This is a genomic window from Amycolatopsis balhimycina FH 1894 (assembly GCF_000384295.1).
Taxonomy (GTDB): domain Bacteria; phylum Actinomycetota; class Actinomycetes; order Mycobacteriales; family Pseudonocardiaceae; genus Amycolatopsis; species Amycolatopsis balhimycina.
Genome location: NZ_KB913037.1, coordinates 4,304,351 through 4,321,369 on the forward strand (window position 1 = coordinate 4,304,351; position 17,019 = coordinate 4,321,369).

Sequence of the window (17,019 nt, forward strand, 5' to 3'; positions counted from 1 at the left end):
GGTCAGGAGGCCGCGGCCGGGTGCACGCTCACGGTCGCGGCCTTCACCGACAACGTCACCGCCGAGCCGGGCTCGAGGGCGAGCTCGGCGACGGCGGCCGGGGTGAGGTCGGCGGTGAGGCCGTGGGCCCAGCCGTCGCCCTCGGCCCGGACGCGGATCACCGGCCCGTGCGGCTCCAGGGCCGCGACGACGGCGTCGGTGGTGTTGCGCGGGCTGCCGCGGTGCTCGCCGTCGTGCGGGTAGACGGCGACGGCGTTCGGCGGGAACACCGCCACGGCGGGCTCGCCCAGCACCACGTCGGCCGCCGGGATGCCGCTGACGACGTCGCCGGACGCCGTCCGCAGCCCTTCGGGGACCGCGGTCCCGGCGACGAGGTTGAGCCCGGCGATCCGCGCGGTGAACGCCGTCCGCGGCGCCGAAAGCACTTCCCGCGTCGGGCCGCGTTCGACGATGCGGCCGTCGTTCATCACCGCGACGTGGTCGGCGAGGGCGAGCGCGTCCAGCGGGTCGTGCGTGACGAGCACGGTCGTCGGCCCGGTCTTGAGCACCCGCCGCAGCAGGCCGCGGATCGCCGGGGCGGCGTCGACGTCGAGCGCGGCGAACGGCTCGTCGAGCAGCAGCAGCTCCGGTTCGGCGGCCAGGGCCCTGGCGATCGCGACGCGCTGGGCCTGGCCGCCGGACAGCTGCCCGGGCCGCCGGTCGGCCAGCGAAACGGCGTCCACTTCGGCCAGCCAGAAGTAGGCACGCTCCCGCGCGGCGTGGCGGCCGGCACCGGTCGAGCGCGGCGAGAACGCGACGTTGTCCACTGCGGACAGGTGCGGGAAGAGCAGCGCGTCCTGGGACAGGAGCCCGATCCCGCGGCGGTGCGGCGGCACGCCGGCCAGCGCGCGCCCGGCCACCGTGATCTCCGCCGTCGTCGGCGTGACCAGCCCCGCCAGGCAGCCCAGGACCGTCGACTTGCCGGAACCGTTCGGGCCGAGGAGCGCCAGCACGCTCCCGGCGGGCACGTCGAGGTCCACTTCGAGGTGGAACGAGCCGCGGACGGCGTCGATCCGGGCGGCGAGGCTCATCGCAGGCCGCCTTCCCACGAGCGCGGCCGCGCGAAGGCGATGACGACGATCGCCACGACGATGAGCAGCAGCGCGAGCGCCACCGCGCTGTCGACGTCCGCTTCGGCCTGCGTGTAGACCTCGAGCGGCAGGGTGCGGGTGACGTCTTCGAGGCTGCCCGCGAAGGTGATCGTGGCGCCGAACTCGCCGAGCGCGCGGGCGAAGCTGAGCACGACGCCGGAGCCGAGCGCGGGCAGCAGCAGCGGCAGCGTGACCCGGCGGAAGACGGTCCACGGGCGCGCGCCCAGCGTCGCGGCGACCTGCTCGTAGCGGTCGCCGGAGTTCCGGAGCGCGCCTTCGAGGCTGACCACGAGGAACGGCATCGCGACGAACGTCTGCGCGATCACCACCGCCGTCGTCGTGAACGGCACGGACTCCCCGGTCAGGGCGGTGATGAGGATGCCGAGGAAACCCTTGCGGCCGAGCAGGTAGAGCAGCGCGAGCCCGCCGACCACCGGCGGCAGCACCAGCGGCAGCAGCACGATCGGCCGCAGCAGCCGGACCCCGCGGAACCGGGCCCGCGCGAGCACGACGGCCAGCGGCACGCCGAGCAGCACACAGGCCAGAGTGGACAGTGCCGCCGTGATCAGCGACAGCCGCAGCGCGTGCCACGAAGACGGCGTGACGATCAGTGACGGCAGCCGCGTCAGGTCGGTGCGGACGAGCAGCCCGACGACCGGCAGCACGACCAGCGCCAGCGCGAGCGTCGCGGGGACGGCGAGCACCCACGGAACGCGCGAGTGGCCGGCCGGGGAAGTCCCCGGCCGGCCACTCGCGGAACGCCTACTGCGCAGAGCCGAACCCGACCTTCGCCAGCTCGGTCTTGCCTTCGGTGCCGAGGACGAACTCCTCGAACTGGTGCGCCAGGTCGGCCTGGCCGCCCTTGACCGCGGCGATCGGGTAGCTGTTGATCGCCTGGCCCGCCTCGGGGAAGTCGACCTTGTCGACCTTGCCCGCGGCCGAGGTCGCGTCGGTGACGTAGACCAGGCCCGCGTCGGCGTCACCGGACTGCACCTTGTTCAGCACCTGCTTGACGTCCTGCTCCTCGCTCTTCGGCTTGAGCGTGACGCGGGTGGCCGTCTCGACCTTCTTCGTCGCCGAGCCGCACGGCACCTGCGGGGCGCAGGTGATGACGGTCAGCCCGGGCTTGTTGAGGTCTTGAAACGTCTTGATGTTCTTAGAATTGCCCGGCGCGACCGCGATGGCGAGCTTGTTGGTGGCGAACACGGTCGCCTGGCCGTCGATCACGCCACCCTGGACGGCCTTGTCCATGTTCGTCTGGTCGGCCGAGGCGAAGACGTCGGCCTTCGCGCCGTTGGTCAGCTGCTGGACCAGGCCGGACGAGCCCGCGAAGCTGAACTTCACGGTGACGCCGGAGTGCTGCGCCTCGAACTCCTTGCCGAGCGCGGTGAACGACTCGGTGAGCGACGCGGCGGCGAACACGGTCAGCGTGCCGCCGCCGGCGTTTCCGGCCCCCTTGGGCGCGGGTGCGGTGACCGACGCCCCGCCGGTCTGCGTGCTGGGCTCGTCCGAGCTGCTGCACGCGCCCGCGAACAGGGCGACGGCCGCGACGGCCAGAGCAAGCTGTGACAACCGGGGCTTCGCCCCGGGCCCCCGAAATGCGGGCTTCTTCATCGACTTCCTTCCGGTGTTTCCACGACAACAGTGGTCGCCTTGACGACCGCGACCGCGAGCACCCCTGGGCGCAGCCCCAGCTCGCGGACGGCTTCCGTACTCATCAGGGACACCACGCGGTGTGCCCCGCACTGCAGTTCCACCTGGGCCATCACCTTGTCGGCGATGACCTCGGTGACCAGCCCCACGAACTTGTTGCGGGCCGAGCGGCCGACCGTCGACGGGTCGTCGGGGCCCGAGGCCTGAGCCCGGGCGAACCCGGCCAGCTGGGCGCCGTCGACGACCTTGCGGCCGGCGGCGTCGTCGGTGGCGGTCAGCTGGCCCGCGCGCACCCAGCGGCGCACGGTGTCGTCACTGACCCCGAGCAGGCGCGCGGCCTCGGACAACCGAAATTGCGGCATGCCGCAGACATTATCTCCGCAGTTGAGGAAAAGCTACGCGGGGCGCGAATTGTCCATGACTTCGGCGCGAAGCTGTTCGAGGATGACATTCTGATAACGCTCGATCACTTTTCGCTCGGCCGGGGAGAACTGCACCAGCGTCTCGCGAAGGGCGTCGAAGGCCGGCTGGAAGAGCGGCGCGAAGCGCTCTTCGGCCCCGGGCACGACCTCGACGAGAACCTTCCGGCGGTCCTCGAGGTCGCGGACGCGGCGGACCAGGCCGACCCTCTCCAGCCGGTCGATGACGCCGGTGACCGCGCCCGTGGACAGGCCCGTCAGCTCGGCGATCCGGCCGGCGGTGAGCGGTCCGTCGGACTGGCCCACCAGGTCGAACGTCTTGTGGTCGGTGCCGGACAGGCCCATCTGCTCGGCGATCCGGACGTGCCGCAGGACGGTGAAGGTGCTGCTGTGCCGACCCAATTCCGCGAAGCGGAAGAGTTCCTCGTCGGTGACCGGGTAAGTCTTTTCCGTCACAAGTCCTTCTCCCGGCACGTTGGTTCGCCCGTTAGTTCGCCCACTGAACAGCTCACTCCGCAAAGTATCCTAGCGATCAGCTCACTTCGCCCGTTCCGGAGCTACGCTGGGCGTAATGACAGCAGTGGATCTCGGGTTTCCTCGCGTCCCCGGTACACGAGGGTCGTCTCGCGTGCCCCGGCCCGAGAACCCGCACCTCATCGACACCTTCGGCCGGGTGGCCACCGATCTCCGGGTTTCCCTGACGGATCGGTGCAATCTCCGGTGCACCTACTGCATGCCCGCGGAAGGCCTCGACTGGATGCCGGGCGAGCAGGTGCTGACCGACGAGGAGCTGGTCCGGCTGATGCGGATCGCCGTCGAGCAGCTCGGCGTCACCGACATCCGGCTCACCGGCGGCGAACCGCTGCTGCGGCCCGGGCTCGAGGACCTCGTCGCGCGGATCACGGCGTTGTCGCCGCGGCCCCGGCTCTCCATGACCACCAACGGGATCGGCCTCGCGAAGCGCGCGGCCGGGCTCGCGGCGGCGGGGCTGAACCGGATCAACGTCTCGCTCGACACCGTCGACCCCGCGACGTTCCTGAAGATCACCCGCCGCGACCGGCTCTCGCACGTCGTCGCCGGGCTGGCCGCCGCGCGGGACGCCGGGATGGCGCCGGTGAAGGTCAACGCCGTGCTGATCCGCGGGCTCAACGAGACCGAAGCCGTGCCGCTGCTGAAGTTCTGCCTCGCCGAGGGCTACCACCTGCGGTTCATCGAGCAGATGCCGCTGGACGCCCAGCACGGCTGGAACCGCGGCGAGATGATCACCGCGGCCGAGATCCTGGAGATGCTGGGTGCTTCGTTCACCCTGACCCCGTTCCCGGCCGCGCGGGGCGGCGCGCCCGCCGAGCGCTGGCTGGTCGACGGCGGCCCCGGCGACGTCGGCGTGATCGCGTCGGTGACCCGGCCGTTCTGCTCGGCGTGCGAGCGGACGCGGCTGACCGCGGACGGCGCCGTGCGCTCCTGCCTGTTCAGCAACGACGAGACGGACCTGCGCTCTCTCGCGCGCGCGGGCGCGCGTGATGAAGAAATCGCGGACGCCTGGCGCGCGACGATGTGGGGCAAGCTCGCGGGACACGAGATCAACGACGCCGGGTTCGCGCAGCCGATCCGGCCGATGAGCGCGATCGGCGGTTGAGATGGCGACCCTGACCATCGTGGTGCGGTACTTCGCCGCGGCCCGTGCCGCGGCGGGCGCGGAGGAGGAGAAGGTCCAGCTGCCCGCGGGCGCGTCGGTCGCCGACGCGGTGGGCGAGCTGCGCCGGCTCCACCCTTCTTCTTTGCCGCGGGTCCTGGACGCGGCGAGCTACCTGCTCGACGGCATCGCGGTCCGGGACCTGACCCGCCCCCTGACGGACGGCGCCGAACTCGACGTCCTCCCCCCGTTCGCCGGCGGCTGACCAGCCTCCCCCGCGTGATCGAAGAGCCGGCTCTCGTGATTGGCGGGTCGACACGCCGACGGCAAGCCCGCCGCCTCGTGTCGACCCTCCAATCACGCGTGCCGACCCTCCAGACACGCGTGTCGACCCTCCAGACACGCGTGCCGACCTTCTGATCACGGGTGATGCCCGTCCGAGCACGCGCCGTCCGTCCGGGGACGCGAGTTCGCCTTGTCTGTATTCCGGCGACCGCTCGGGTACGGCAGCCGACCGCTCGGCGACGCCGTTTCGCGCCCTCGGCGTGGCGCACCATCGGACCCGGCTGTTCGCGGCAAGCTGAGCCGGCCGATCACGACGCCATCCGGTGACCCGTTTCGCCTGGTCCGTCGCGGTGCGTCGCCCGGACCGGCCGAGACGGCCGATCACGACGCCTCCAGGGTGATGTCGGCCCCCCGAACAGGTGGGACTGGTGTGACTCCTGGGGTACAAGGGGCAGCATTGTCAAGTCTGGCGTGCGGCCGCGAGTGGTCATAAGATGCGCGCTTCAATCGCGAACGGGCTGGCGCGAATGGCCCATTCGCTGCCCGAAACACGTGATGCAAGCCTCACGATCCGTGTTTTATCTCGGCTAGGAAACGGCCAGATAACGGCCCGCTGACCAGCGCAAACAGGCCAATCGACGAGCGTTGCGTGTCGTTACTGTGACGTAGGTCACGCCTCGAATAATTTCCGATCACGGCGATCGTTACGTACCGTCGCTATTCGGTTGGCCCCGACCAACCAGCACGACCGGGAATCCGTAGCGCCTAGCCCTGTCCGACGGATTCCCGGACCCATACCCCGAGCGAAAGCATTTCCGGACAGGGACGAGGGGACGACGAAGACGCGCCGTGCGTCGGACTCGTCTGCCGGCCTGGGATGGCCGGCGCCGGGACCCCGATCCTGACCCTCACACTGGTTCGTAGGCGCTGGGATACCGAGAAGCGACCAAATGTCTTACCGAGGCAAGCACCGCAAGATGTCCGCTGCCACCCGCACCGTCGCTCGCGTCGCCATCGCGGGCATTGCGGTCGGCGCTCCCCTCGCTATCGCTGCGACCCCCGCGTCGGCGACGAACTGGGACGCCATCGCGCAGTGCGAGAGCAGCGGCAACTGGAACACCAACACCGGCAACGGCTACTACGGCGGCCTGCAGTTCACGCAGAGCACCTGGAAGGCCTACGGCGGCACCGGCAGCGCGGCGAACGCTTCCCGCGACGAGCAGATCGCCGTGGCCGAGCGCGTCCTGCAGGGCCAGGGCATCGGCGCCTGGCCGCTCTGTGGCAAGAAGGGTGGCGGCGGCTCGTCGGCCCCCAAGGCCACCGGCAAGTCCACCGTCAAGAAGGTGACCCCGAAGAAGAGCACGACCGCCCCCAAGCAGGCGGCGGCTCCGGTGGCCCCGGTGGCGACCGGCGTCAACAGCTCCAACCCGGCCGGTGACTACACCGTCGTGGCGGGCGACAGCCTGTCCAAGATCGCCAAGCAGTTCAACGTCCAGGGCGGCTACCAGAAGCTGCAGGAGCTGAACGCGAAGTACATCCCGAACAAGGACCTGATCCTCGTCGGGCAGAAGATCGCCACCAAGTGACGATCGCGCAGTGATGCGTGAGTCCGGCCTCGAGCCGTGACGCCACAAGCCCTCCACCGCCAATCCCCCGGGCGGTGGAGGGCTTGCTGCGTTGGCGACGCCCGCTGATTCCGTTCGTGCGCCCCTTGAACGCGTCCGGGCACCCGGGACACGTCTGAGCTTCTCCAAGCGCCACACGGGCGTTTCGAGGCCCCGCTGCGGCCTCCCGCGCGTCAGGGCGAGTTGACCCACTCGTCGGTGCCGTCGGTGAAGTGCTGGTGCTTCCAGACCGGCAGCCGCGCCTTCACCTCGTCCACCAGCTCGGAACACGCCGAAAACGCCTGGCCGCGGTGCTCCGCCGCCACGGCGCAGGCCAGCGCGACGTCGCCGATCGTCAGCGGCCCCAGGCGGTGGCTCACGGCCACCGCGCGGACGCCGCTCCAGCGCGCCGACAGGTCCGCGACGACCTCCGCGATCACCTCGCCCGCGCTCGGGTGGCCCTCGTAGGTCAGGTCGCGCACGCCCTTGCCGCCGTCGTGATCGCGGACCACCCCGGCGAACGTCACCACCGCACCCGCCGCCTCGTCTTCGACCAGGCGGGAGTGCTCCTCGACCGACAGCACGTCCTCGGTGACCAGCGCCCGCACCACACGCACCGCGGGCCCCGAAGCGGCCGGCCGCGGGTGGTCGCCACCGGCCAGCTGGTCGACCGCGTGGTCCAGGACGCCGTCGAGCACGCCCAGGCCGTCCTTCACGCCGCCGCTGGAGCCAGGCAGGTTCACGACCAGGGTCCGCCCCGCCACTCCGGCTACACCGCGCGACAGCACCGCGGTCGGCACCTTCGGCAGCCCGGCCGCGCGGATCGCGTCCGCGACGCCCGGCAGCTCGTGGTCCAGCAGCGCGCGGGTGACGTCCGGGGTGCGGTCGGTCGGCGAGATGCCGGTGCCGCCCGTGGTGAGCACCACGGCGACGCCGTCGGCCAGCGCGGCGCGCAGCGCGGCACCCACCGGGTCGCCGTCCTCGACGACGACCGGGGCGGGCACGTCGTATCCGCGGTCCGCCAGCCAGGCGACGATCACCGGGCCGGTCTTGTCCTCGTAGACGCCCTTCGCGGCGCGGTTGGACGCCACGACGACGCGCGCGGTGCGCTTCACGGCCGCTCCCAGGTTCCGGTCTTGCCGCCGTCCTTGCGGAGCAGGCGGACCTCGTCCAGCGTCGCCGCCGGGTCGACGGCCTTGATCATGTCGTGCAGCGTCAGCCCGGCGACGGCCACCGCGGTCAGCGCCTCCATCTCGACGCCGGTGACGTCGGTGGTCTTCGCCGTCGCGCGGATGCCGACCTCGGCCTCGCCGAGGCTGAACTCGACCTTGACCCCGGACAGCGCGATCTGGTGGCACAGCGGGATCAGCTCGGGCACCCGCTTGGCACCCATGATCCCGGCGATCCGCGCGGTGGCCAGCGCGTCGCCCTTCGGGAGGCCGTCGGTGGCCAGCAGCCGCAGCACCTCGGCGGTAGTCCGCACGGTCCCGGCCGCGAGGGCGGTGCGCGCGGTGGCGGTCTTGCCGGAGACGTCGACCATCCGGGCGGCGCCGGTCTCGTCGACGTGGCTGAGTTCACTCACCCCGCCGAGGCTACTTCCGAAAGCCGCCGGCCGGGTCGCCACCACCCTCGATTCAGACCTTCTGAATGTGATAATCTGATCCGGTGTTGGAACTGAGCGCATCGGAAGCCTCCCGGTCGTTCTCCGCCGTGCTCGACGAAGCGGAGAAGGGCGAGACGATCGTCGTCACCCGCAACGGCAAGCGGGTCGCGCTGATCGTGCCCGCGCCGCGCTCGAACGGCACCGAGGTGTGCGCGGTGTTCCACCGCTGGGCCGGAAAGCTCCCCGTCGACGACCGGTTCGAGGAGAACGTCGCCAAGGTCCGCGAGACCGCGTCCGCCGAGCTGGACGGCGACCCGTGGCGCGACTGATCCTCGACACCGGGGTCCTCGTCGACGCCGCGCGGCAACGGCTCCCCCCGGGCGCGATCGGCGAGGAGGACGACGTCGCCATCCCGGCCTTGGCGATCACCGAGTACCGGGTGGGCCTGCTGCTCGACCCGAACCCGGCCCGCCGGGCGGCGCACGATGCGTTCCTGGCCGACTTCCTGGCCGTCACCCCGGTGGTCGACTACTCGGCGAGTGTCGTCGACCACCACGCCGAGCTCCTGGTGCACCTGCAACGCACCGGGCAGGCCCGCGGAGCGCACGACCTGATCATCGCGGCCACCGCCCGGGCCACCGGCCGGACGCTGGTGACCACGGACGGCCGCGCCCGGTTCGGCGACCTTCCCGACGTCGAAGTCAGGCTGCTGGAACGGATCCGCTGAGGCTCAGCGCTCCGCGAGCACTGCCTTCCGGACAGCCTCGGCGACCGCCGGCGCCACGGCCGTGTCGAACACGCTCGGCACGATGAACGACGCGTTGAGCTTGCCGTTGTCCACGACGTTGGCGATCGCGTCCGCCGCCGCGAGCAGCATGCTGTCGTCGATGTTGTGCGCGTGCGCGTCCAACAGGCCGCGGAAGACGCCCGGGAACGCCAGGACGTTGTTGATCTGGTTCGGGAAGTCGCTGCGGCCGGTCGCGACGACGGCGGCGTGCTTCTGCGCCTCCAGCGGGTCGATCTCCGGGTCCGGGTTCGCCAGCGCGAAGACCACCGCGTCCTTGTTCATCGTCGCGACCTGCTCGGCACCGAACAGGTTGGGCGCCGAGACGCCGATGAAGACGTCGGCGCCGTTGAGCGCCTCGTGCAGGGTGCCGCTGACCTGCTCCTTGTTCGTGTGCGACGCGATCCAGGCCAGGTTGTCGTCGAGGTTTCCGCGCGCGGAGTGGACGATGCCGTCGATGTCCGCGGCCACGATGTCGCCCGGGTTCTTCTGCAGCACCAGGCGGATGATCGCCGAGCCGGCCGCGCCGACGCCGCTGACCACGATCTTGCAGTCCTCGATGTTCTTCCCGACCACGCGCAGGGCGTTGCGCAGCGCGGCCACGACCACGATCGCGGTGCCGTGCTGGTCGTCGTGGAACACCGGGATGTCCAGCTGCTCGCGAAGGCGCTTCTCGATCTCGAAGCAGCGCGGCGCGGCGATGTCCTCGAGGTTGATCCCGGCGTACACCGGGGCCAGCGCCTTGGCGATCATGATGATCTCTTCGGTGTCCTGGGTGTCCAGGCAGACCGGCCAGGCGTCGACGTCGGCGAACTTCTTGAACAGCGCCGCCTTGCCCTCCATCACCGGCAGCGCCGCGGCCGGGCCGATGTTGCCGAGGCCGAGCACCGCGGAGCCATCCGTCAGCACGGCGACCGTGTTGCGCTTGATGGTCAGCCGGCGCGCGTCCTCGGGGTTCGCGGCGATCGCCTGGCAGACGCGGGCGACACCCGGGGTGTAGGCGCGGGAGAGGTCGTCACGGTTGCGGAGCGCGACCTTGGGCGTGACCTCGATCTTGCCGCCGAGGTGGATCAGGAACGTCCGGTCGGAGACCTTGCGGACCTTGACGCCGGGCAGCGAGTCCAGCGTCTGGGTGATGTCGTTCGCGTGGTTCTCCGACAGCGCGTTGGCGCTGATGTCGACCACGATCGAGTCGGAGTGGGACTCGACGACGTCGAACGCGGTCAGCACGCCGCCGACGCGCCCCACGGCGGTGGTGAGGTCACCGGCGGCGCTGGACGAGGCCGGGGCCTCCACCCGGACGGTGATCGAATATCCGGGACCGGGAACCGGCATGGCACTACCCCCGCATGGGAAAGGTGGGCTGGGACGGGAGCGAACCTACTCCCGTGACCGCCCTCACGAGGGGCCGATACCGGTACTGACCAGTAACTCTGCCGCTGGCTGGCCTCAGCGGTTGATCTCGGTCTCCGGGTGCACGTAGGGCACCGTGTCGAGCGGGAACGTGACGTCACCGAACGGCGACAGCGCGCCCTGGCGGTCGGCCGCGAGCTCGGTCACGGGGTGTTCGCCGTCCTCGCCCGGCCAGGTCGGGTCGACGCCCTTGTGCTTCTTCTCACCCTTGGCCACAACGTCCTCCACAGCGGTGTCCGGTTCTCGAGAGACAGTCTGCCTGAGCCCGGGCAGCCCGGCGCAACCGCCCGGTATCCTGGTCTTCTATGCCCGCGACCTCTTTGGCGGACTGGCTGCGAGCGGAGTCCGACGCCGCGCTCACAGAGCTGCTCCGCACGCGGCGCGACCTGTCCACGCCCCCGCCCTCCGACAGCACGGTGCTGGCCACCCGGGCCGGCACACCGGGCTCGGTCGCGCGCGCCTGCGAGGACCTCGACACCTTCACCCTGTCCGTGCTCGAAGCGTGCCTGCTGGCCGGCGCGGACCGCGACCCGGTGCCGGTCGAAGACGTCGCGAAGCTCGTCAGCACCGACATCGCCGCGCCGCTGGCCCGGCTGCGCGCGCGAGCGCTGGCCTGGGGACCGGACGACGCGCTGCGCGTGCCGCCCGCGGCCCGGGAGGCGCTCGGGCCGTTCCCGGCCGGGCTGGGCGCGTCGTCGCCTTCGCTCGCCGGCGAAGACCTCGAAGCGCGGCTGGCCGAGCTGTCCGACGACGAACGCGCCGTGCTGAACGCCCTCGCCGCCGGGCCGCCGATCGGCCGCACCCGCGATGCCGGCCTGGACCTCTCGCTCGAGAAGGCCGAGACGCCGGTGCAGAAGCTGCTGGCCCGCGGGCTGCTGCTGCGGCGCGACGACCAGACCGTCGAGCTGCCGCGCGAGCTCGGCATGGCTGTCCGCGGCGGGGTGTTCGCACCCGGGACGCTCACCGAGCCCGAACTGCCGGTCCACCGGCATCAGCCGTCCACTGTCGACGAGGCGGCGGCCGGCGAGGCGATGGAGTTCCTGCGCCGCACCGAAGCCCTCCTGCGCGCGTGGTCGGCCGCGCCGCCGCCGGTGCTCAAGTCGGGCGGGCTCGGCGTGCGGGAGCTGAAGAAGCTCGCCAAGGACCTGGAGATGGACGAGACGCAGGCGACGCTGCTGGCCGAGCTGGTCGTCGGCGCCGGGCTCGTCGCGGACAGCGAGACGACCGTGCCCGAGTGGGTGCCGACGACGCTGACCGACTCGTGGCTCGCGTCGCCGACCGCACAGCGGTGGATGACACTCGCCCAGGCGTGGCTGGAGCTGCCGCGGCTACCCGGGCTGGCCGGCGGGCGCGACGCCAAGGACAAGCCGATCGCGCCGCTGTCGGAGGAGCTGCGCCGCCCGCTGGCGCCGGTCGCGCGGCGCCGGATCCTCGCCACCCTGGCCGACCTCCCCGCGGGCGCCGGGGTGAAGAGCGTCGACGAGCTCGTCGCGGTGCTGGCCTGGCGCGCGCCGAGGCGGGGCGGGCGGCTGCGGGACGAGACCGTGCGCTGGACGATGGCCGAGGCGTCGGCGCTGGGGCTGGCCGGGCTCGGCGGCGTCACGACGGCGACGCGGGCGCTGCTCGCCGACGCCCGGCCGCGCGCCGTCGAGGCGATCCTGGACGCGCTGCCCGCGCCGGTGGACCGCGTCCTGCTGCAGGCCGACCTGACGGTCGTCGCGCCGGGCCCGCTGGAGCCGGAGCTGGCGGTGGAGATGGCCGCGGTCGCCGACGTCGAGTCGTCCGGGCACGCGACGGTCTACCGGATCACCGAGGGTTCGGTGCGGCGCGCGCTGGACACCGGCCGCACGGCCGACGAGCTGCACGCGCTCTTCAAGACGAAGTCGGCGACGCCGGTGCCGCAGGGGCTGAGCTACCTCGTCGACGACGTCGCCCGGCGGCACGGGCGGCTGCGCGGCGGGGTCGCGGCGTCGTTCCTGCGGTGCGACGACGAGGCGCTGCTGGCCGAGGTGCTGGCCCACCCGGTCGCCGCGGAGCACGCCCTGCGGCTGATCGCCCCGACCGTCGTGATCAGCCCGGACCCGCTGCACGAAGTCCTGACGGCGCTGCGCGCGGCCGGGTTCGCCCCGGCCGCGGAGGGCCCGGACGGCCGGGTCGTCGACATCCGGCCCGGCGGCCGCCGCCTGCCGGCGAAGGCGCGGGCGGCGCGCCGGAACCCGGGTGAGCAGGCGGTGCTGACCGAGGACCAGGCGGTCCGGATCGTCTCGAACCTGCGCGCGGGCGACGCGGCATCGGCCCGGCGCCGCGGCTCGGCGGTCCGGGCGCCGGTCGGCGGGGGCTCGGACACGTCGGCGACCCTGGAGCTGCTGTCACGGGCGACCCTCGAACGCCGTGAGGTGTGGATCGGCTTCGTCGACTCCCGCGGCACCGCCAGCCAGCGCGTGGTCCGGCCGGTGCGCGTCGGGGGTGGCGTCCTCGAAGGCGAGAACAACGAGCGCTACTCCCTGCACCGCATCACGTCGGCGGCCATCGTCGAGGACTGACCACCGGATTCGGTGAATCGCCGCCGAACCGCCCGGACAGGTGGTAAGCCTGGTGCATGAAGTGGGGAACGCGCGTGACGGCGCTGGCGGCGGCGACGGCGCTGAGCGGGATCGGGTTCGCCGGAGCGGCTGACGCGGCGGGGCCGCCGGTCTACTCGAAGTACGCCGTCGGCGGGACCATGCACATCGCGAAGCCGGACGCCGATCTCGAACTCGGGCCGGGACAGTTCGACATGTACACGCTCGTCGGGCCGTACACGTTCTACGGGACGATCACGCTCCCGCCGGTGGAGGTCACCCGATCGCTGCCGGGGGTCGGCACGGTCAGCGGGACCGTCACGCTCGGCCCTGGCCACGCCGACGGGTCGGTGTTCGGCGGCTTCTCGGGTTCGGCGACCTGGCCGGTGCGGCTGTCCGACGTCCGGGTCAACGGCAGGTCCTACGACGTCGGCCCGGAGTGCGGCACGGCCGAGCCGCTGACGACCGAACTCGCGTCGGACGACTTCGTCGCGGGCAAGGGTGGCCGCCTCGAATCGACCTACCCGATCGGCGCCTTCGCGAACTGCGGCAAGGCGACTTCGCTGATCAACGCCGTCGTCCCCGGCCCCGGCAACACCTTGACCCTCGACCTCACCGCAGCCTGAGCACCCGAAGCCGTGAATGGCACATTGAGGGACTCTGAGTCCCTCAATGTGCCATTCACGGACTTGGCTAGAGGGCGCGCAGGCCGGCCAGGACGCGTTCCATGAACTCGCGGGACGAGCGGTCCCCGAGGATCAGCTCGGTCTGGTGAATCAGGACCAGCCCGATGTCGGCCATGTCGCCGACCAGCACCTTCACCACGCCGAGGGGCAGCCGCAGGTGCGCGGCGATCTCGGCGACCGAACGCGTGTCCAGGCACAGGTCGCAGATCCGGCGGTGTTCGACCGAGCGGACCCCGCGGTAGCGGCGGCCGTCGTCGGACGTCGAGACCAGGGCCTCCAGCGCCAGGTTGTGGTCGGACCGCGTGCGCCCGCCCGTGCGGGTGTACGGGCGGACCCGCGAACCCGGCGAAGCGACGGGCGCCACCCGGGCCGGTTCGTTCCAGGCCGGTTCCTCCCACGGTTCCGGGTGGGGGATCCAGCGCGTCCCCGGGTCCGGTGGCGGCGTCCAACCGGGCGGCTGACCCCACGGAGGTGCCTGCGGCTGGGGCCCGGACGGCGGCGACAGCGCCGGGTACGGTCCGGACAGCGGCGGCGCCGGGTACGGTCCCGACGGTGCGGGTCCCGACAGTGCTGGTCCCGACAGTGGCGGCGCCGCGGGATACGGTCCCGACGGCGCTGGTCCCGACAGTGGCGGCCTGGGCGCCGGTGGCCGGGGCGCGGGCGGACCGGGTGCGGGCGGACGCGGCGCGAGCGGCCGGGGCGCAATGGGCCGCGGCGGCGCCGGCTGGCGGGCACCTCGCGGCGGGGTCCACGCCGGCTCCAGCGGCGGCGGCTCCGGCTCGTACCTCTCCTCGTCCTGCCACTCCGGCTCGACGGGGTCGTAACCGTCGTCGTCCGAGTCCGACGAGCCCCACTCGCGGGTGTCCTCGTCGGTGTAGCCCTGCGCATCCGGCTTCGGCCGCGACGGCTTGCGCTTGGGCATGATCATCGACAGTGTCGACATGTCGAACTTGCTGGGCGAATCGAAACCCTCGCGCTCGGTGCCGCGGTGCAGTGCGTCCCAGCCGCTGGAGTCCGGATCGTCGAATCCCGAAATCCTCATCTCGCCCTACCCACGCACGCCACCCTGCAGCTGCGCGCGCAGCTCGGGCGTCAGTTGCTGCCCCACCCGCTCGACGAGCAGGGTCATCTCGTAGGCGACCGTGCCGATGTCGCACGTCGGCGCGGCCAGCACAGCCAGCGACGAGCCGTCCGAAACGGACATCAGGAACATGTAGCCGCGCTCCATCTCCACCACGGTCTGGTTGACCCCGCCCGCTTCGAAGCAGCGCGCGGCCCCGGCGGTCAGGCTGATCAGGCCGGACGCCACCGCGGACAGCTGTTCGGCGCGTTCCTGGGGCAGCCCTTCCGACGGCGCCAGGAGCAGTCCGTCCGCGGACACCAGAACGGCGTGCGCGGCGCCGGGTACCCGGCGCACGAAGTCCGTGATGAGCCAGCCGAATGTGCCCTGGCCGGAAGCCGTCACTCCTGCTCCTCCTTGCTCGTGCGGCGCCGCGCGCCGCACCCCGGAGCGTCCGGCACTGCCGGTCGGCGACGCCACGGTAAAGCGTATGCGCACCGCCGGTGGTGTCGAGTCCGCCACCGCGCGGCCGCTGCGCACCCTACGTGTGCACCGCGGCCCGTTCCGCGCCGGGCCAGGCCGTTCCCCCCGTCCGGAGGTCACTCCCCGGCGTCGGCACCGCCGCGGGCCGGCGGGGTTTCCACGCAGGTCAGCGGAGGTGCCGGCGGTCCGGGTCGGCGGCGCCGCCTTCGACGTTACCGAACCGGGGCGGCAGCCTCCTCCTCCGGACGGCGGCAGCACTCCCCGAAGTGGGTGAAGCACGCGGAGTTCACTCCAACGGCCGCATCCGGTCCGGGCGGACATACCCTCAGCCCGCGCGCAGGGCCGTATCGTGCGCGATCGCGTGCTGGACGACCGAGATCAGCACCTGCTTGGCGGATTCGCGCTCACGCGCGTCGCACGCCATGATCGGGACCGACGGCGCGATGGTGAGCGCGTGCCGGACGTCCTCGATCTGGTGGTGCAGCAGCCGGTCGAAGCAGTTGATGGCCACGACGTAGGGCAGCTTCCGGTTCTCGAAGAAGTCGATCGAGGGGAACGCGTCGGCGAGCCGCCGCGTGTCCACCAGCACGACCGCGCCGATGGCGCCGACCGCGAGGTCGTCCCACATGAACCAGAACCGGTGCTGACCCGGGGTACCGAACACGTACAGCACCAGGTCCGAGTCCAGCGAGATGCGCCCGAAGTCCATCGCCACGGTGGTGGTGGTCTTGTTGGGCGTGGCCGAGGTGTCGTCGTGCCCGACGCTCGCCTCGGTCATCATGGCCTCGGTGGTCAACGGGTCGATCTCGGAGATCGCCCCGACCATGGTTGTCTTCCCCGAACCGAACCCGCCGGCGACCACGATCTTGGCCGACGAGGTCGGACCCGTCACCTGCGGCGCGTTCGCGTCGGAGTCAAATTCTCCGAAGCCCACTGAGCACCCTTTCCATGAACTCGATACTCGGCCGGTCGCCCACGGTCGTGCTGCTGGAGTGCACCAGCACCAGCCCGAGACCCGCCACGTCACCAATCAACACCCGCACCACGCCGAGCGGCAGGCGCAGCAGCGCCGCCACCTCGGCCACCGACCTGGTGTCGAGGCACAGGTCGCAGATCGACCGGTGCTCGGGCACCCGGACCCGGTCGAGCATCCGGCCCTGTTCGCTGGTCGAGATCAGCGCTTCGATCGCCAGGTCGAGGGTCGCCTTCGTCCGCCCACGGGTCCGGAAGTACGGCCGGACCAGGCCGGACGTCTCCATCTCGGTCGGCGGCGGCGCGTCCACGTACTCCTGGTGGGCCTGCTGCGGCAAGGCCGCCGCGAACTCACCGGAGTCCGGACCCGACGAAAAGTCGCGCTCGGTGCTGTACGCGGCGAACTCGTGCGCGTCGTACAGCGGCCCGCTCGAGCCGCCGAACAGCTCCGAGCCCGGCCCGCCCAGCAGGCGGTCACGGTACTCGGTGCCGCCGGCCTGGATCGGCCGGAGCGGTTCCTGCCCGGCGTTGCTGTCGGTCAGCCAGTTCGGTGGTTCCCGTACGGGGTCGCTGTCGGTGGCCTGCACCCGTCGTGCTCGCCACTCACGGTCGACGCGGTCCCGGAACGACTGCCAGTCCTCCCGGCCGTCGTCCTGGTGATCGGACCACCCACCGGAGAAGTCGTCACCGAGCCGGCCATCACCCCTCACGCGCCCGTCGTCCACGGCTCTCT

At 72.0% G+C, this 17,019-nt stretch carries 20 protein-coding genes; 7 read left to right on the plus strand and 13 right to left on the minus strand.

All coding sequences use genetic code 11. The annotated features are described in order from the left end of the window. Positions 1 to 2: 2 nt before the first annotated feature. From A3CE_RS0118965 to A3CE_RS0118985, 5 genes are read right to left on the minus strand one after another with little or no spacing between them, the layout of a single operon-like run. Entirely contained in the window at positions 3 to 1,070 is a 1,068-nt protein-coding gene (locus tag A3CE_RS0118965; RefSeq protein WP_020641687.1) for a sulfate/molybdate ABC transporter ATP-binding protein, read from the minus strand. Further along, entirely contained in the window at positions 1,067 to 1,834 is a 768-nt protein-coding gene (locus A3CE_RS0118970) for an ABC transporter permease (protein WP_020641688.1), read from the minus strand. Before A3CE_RS0118970 ends, A3CE_RS0118965 begins: the two co-directional genes overlap by 4 nt. Positions 1,835 to 1,892: 58 nt before the next feature. Further along, a complete protein-coding gene (gene modA, locus A3CE_RS0118975; protein ID WP_026468643.1) occupies positions 1,893 to 2,702 on the minus strand; it encodes a molybdate ABC transporter substrate-binding protein in 810 nt (269 codons plus the stop codon). A 38-nt stretch (positions 2,703 to 2,740) separates the two neighbouring features. Next, positions 2,741 to 3,145: a TOBE domain-containing protein gene (locus tag A3CE_RS51310; protein WP_043790937.1), complete on the minus strand. Its 405-nt coding sequence runs from the start codon at positions 3,143 to 3,145 to the stop codon at positions 2,741 to 2,743. A 33-nt stretch (positions 3,146 to 3,178) separates the two neighbouring features. Then, on the minus strand, positions 3,179 to 3,658 hold the full coding sequence (locus tag A3CE_RS0118985; RefSeq protein ID WP_020641691.1) for a MarR family winged helix-turn-helix transcriptional regulator: 480 nt from the start codon (positions 3,656 to 3,658) through the stop codon (positions 3,179 to 3,181). Between the two features lie 172 nt (positions 3,659 to 3,830). On the opposite strand from A3CE_RS0118985, the gene moaA reads away from it, so the two are divergent. From moaA to A3CE_RS0119000, 3 genes are all read left to right on the plus strand, one after another. After that, a complete protein-coding gene (gene moaA / locus A3CE_RS0118990; RefSeq protein WP_020641692.1) occupies positions 3,831 to 4,838 on the plus strand; it encodes a GTP 3',8-cyclase MoaA in 1,008 nt (335 codons plus the stop codon). A gap of 1 nt (position 4,839) precedes the next feature. Next, the gene (locus tag A3CE_RS0118995; RefSeq protein WP_020641693.1) at positions 4,840 to 5,100 is read left to right on the plus strand and encodes a MoaD/ThiS family protein; all 261 of its coding nucleotides are present in this window, start codon (positions 4,840 to 4,842) and stop codon (positions 5,098 to 5,100) included. 970 nt (positions 5,101 to 6,070) lie between these two features. Beyond that, a complete protein-coding gene (locus A3CE_RS0119000; RefSeq protein WP_020641694.1) occupies positions 6,071 to 6,706 on the plus strand; it encodes a LysM peptidoglycan-binding domain-containing protein in 636 nt (211 codons plus the stop codon). 212 nt (positions 6,707 to 6,918) lie between these two features. Here A3CE_RS0119000 and A3CE_RS0119005 read toward each other — a convergent pair whose 3' ends face one another. Together A3CE_RS0119005 and moaC are read right to left on the minus strand one after the other, a co-directional pair. Further along, positions 6,919 to 7,839: a molybdenum cofactor biosynthesis protein MoaE gene (locus A3CE_RS0119005; RefSeq protein ID WP_020641695.1), complete on the minus strand. Its 921-nt coding sequence runs from the start codon at positions 7,837 to 7,839 to the stop codon at positions 6,919 to 6,921. Continuing rightward, positions 7,836 to 8,306, minus strand: coding sequence for a cyclic pyranopterin monophosphate synthase MoaC (moaC, locus tag A3CE_RS0119010; RefSeq protein ID WP_026468645.1), 471 nt, complete (start codon positions 8,304 to 8,306; stop codon positions 7,836 to 7,838). Before moaC ends, A3CE_RS0119005 begins: the two co-directional genes overlap by 4 nt. 83 nt (positions 8,307 to 8,389) lie before the next feature. Between moaC and A3CE_RS0119015 the strand changes: the two genes are divergently transcribed. Then, the gene (locus tag A3CE_RS0119015) at positions 8,390 to 8,656 is read left to right on the plus strand and encodes a type II toxin-antitoxin system Phd/YefM family antitoxin (RefSeq protein ID WP_020641697.1); all 267 of its coding nucleotides are present in this window, start codon (positions 8,390 to 8,392) and stop codon (positions 8,654 to 8,656) included. Continuing rightward, positions 8,644 to 9,054 (plus strand): PIN domain-containing protein, encoded by a 411-nt coding sequence (locus tag A3CE_RS0119020; RefSeq protein WP_020641698.1) that lies wholly within the window; start codon positions 8,644 to 8,646, stop codon positions 9,052 to 9,054. The genes A3CE_RS0119015 and A3CE_RS0119020 overlap by 13 nt, the downstream gene beginning before the upstream one ends. A 3-nt stretch (positions 9,055 to 9,057) precedes the next feature. Here A3CE_RS0119020 and A3CE_RS0119025 read toward each other — a convergent pair whose 3' ends face one another. Then, positions 9,058 to 10,446, minus strand: coding sequence for an NAD-dependent malic enzyme (locus A3CE_RS0119025; RefSeq protein ID WP_020641699.1), 1,389 nt, complete (start codon positions 10,444 to 10,446; stop codon positions 9,058 to 9,060). Between the two features lie 114 nt (positions 10,447 to 10,560). Then, positions 10,561 to 10,740 carry a hypothetical protein gene (locus A3CE_RS0119030; protein ID WP_020641700.1) on the minus strand — a complete coding sequence of 60 codons (180 nt, stop codon included), beginning with the start codon at positions 10,738 to 10,740 and terminating at the stop codon, positions 10,561 to 10,563. Positions 10,741 to 10,829: 89 nt separating this feature from the next. On the opposite strand from A3CE_RS0119030, the gene A3CE_RS0119035 reads away from it, so the two are divergent. Continuing rightward, positions 10,830 to 13,067: a helicase-associated domain-containing protein gene (locus tag A3CE_RS0119035; RefSeq protein WP_026468646.1), complete on the plus strand. Its 2,238-nt coding sequence runs from the start codon at positions 10,830 to 10,832 to the stop codon at positions 13,065 to 13,067. Between the two features lie 56 nt (positions 13,068 to 13,123). Then, positions 13,124 to 13,711: a hypothetical protein gene (locus tag A3CE_RS0119040; RefSeq protein WP_245589549.1), complete on the plus strand. Its 588-nt coding sequence runs from the start codon at positions 13,124 to 13,126 to the stop codon at positions 13,709 to 13,711. A gap of 67 nt (positions 13,712 to 13,778) precedes the next feature. Here A3CE_RS0119040 and A3CE_RS0119045 read toward each other — a convergent pair whose 3' ends face one another. The 4 genes from A3CE_RS0119045 to A3CE_RS0119060 form a co-directional block, all read right to left on the minus strand. Beyond that, positions 13,779 to 14,813 carry a DUF742 domain-containing protein gene (locus A3CE_RS0119045; RefSeq protein ID WP_026468647.1) on the minus strand — a complete coding sequence of 345 codons (1,035 nt, stop codon included), beginning with the start codon at positions 14,811 to 14,813 and terminating at the stop codon, positions 13,779 to 13,781. A 6-nt stretch (positions 14,814 to 14,819) separates the two neighbouring features. Next, positions 14,820 to 15,236: a roadblock/LC7 domain-containing protein gene (locus A3CE_RS0119050; RefSeq protein ID WP_020641703.1), complete on the minus strand. Its 417-nt coding sequence runs from the start codon at positions 15,234 to 15,236 to the stop codon at positions 14,820 to 14,822. Between the two features lie 403 nt (positions 15,237 to 15,639). After that, the gene (locus A3CE_RS0119055; RefSeq protein WP_020641704.1) at positions 15,640 to 16,248 is read right to left on the minus strand and encodes a GTP-binding protein; all 609 of its coding nucleotides are present in this window, start codon (positions 16,246 to 16,248) and stop codon (positions 15,640 to 15,642) included. Next, positions 16,229 to 17,011 carry a DUF742 domain-containing protein gene (locus A3CE_RS0119060; protein WP_020641705.1) on the minus strand — a complete coding sequence of 261 codons (783 nt, stop codon included), beginning with the start codon at positions 17,009 to 17,011 and terminating at the stop codon, positions 16,229 to 16,231. Before A3CE_RS0119060 ends, A3CE_RS0119055 begins: the two co-directional genes overlap by 20 nt. Between the last annotated feature and the right edge of the window lie 8 nt (positions 17,012 to 17,019).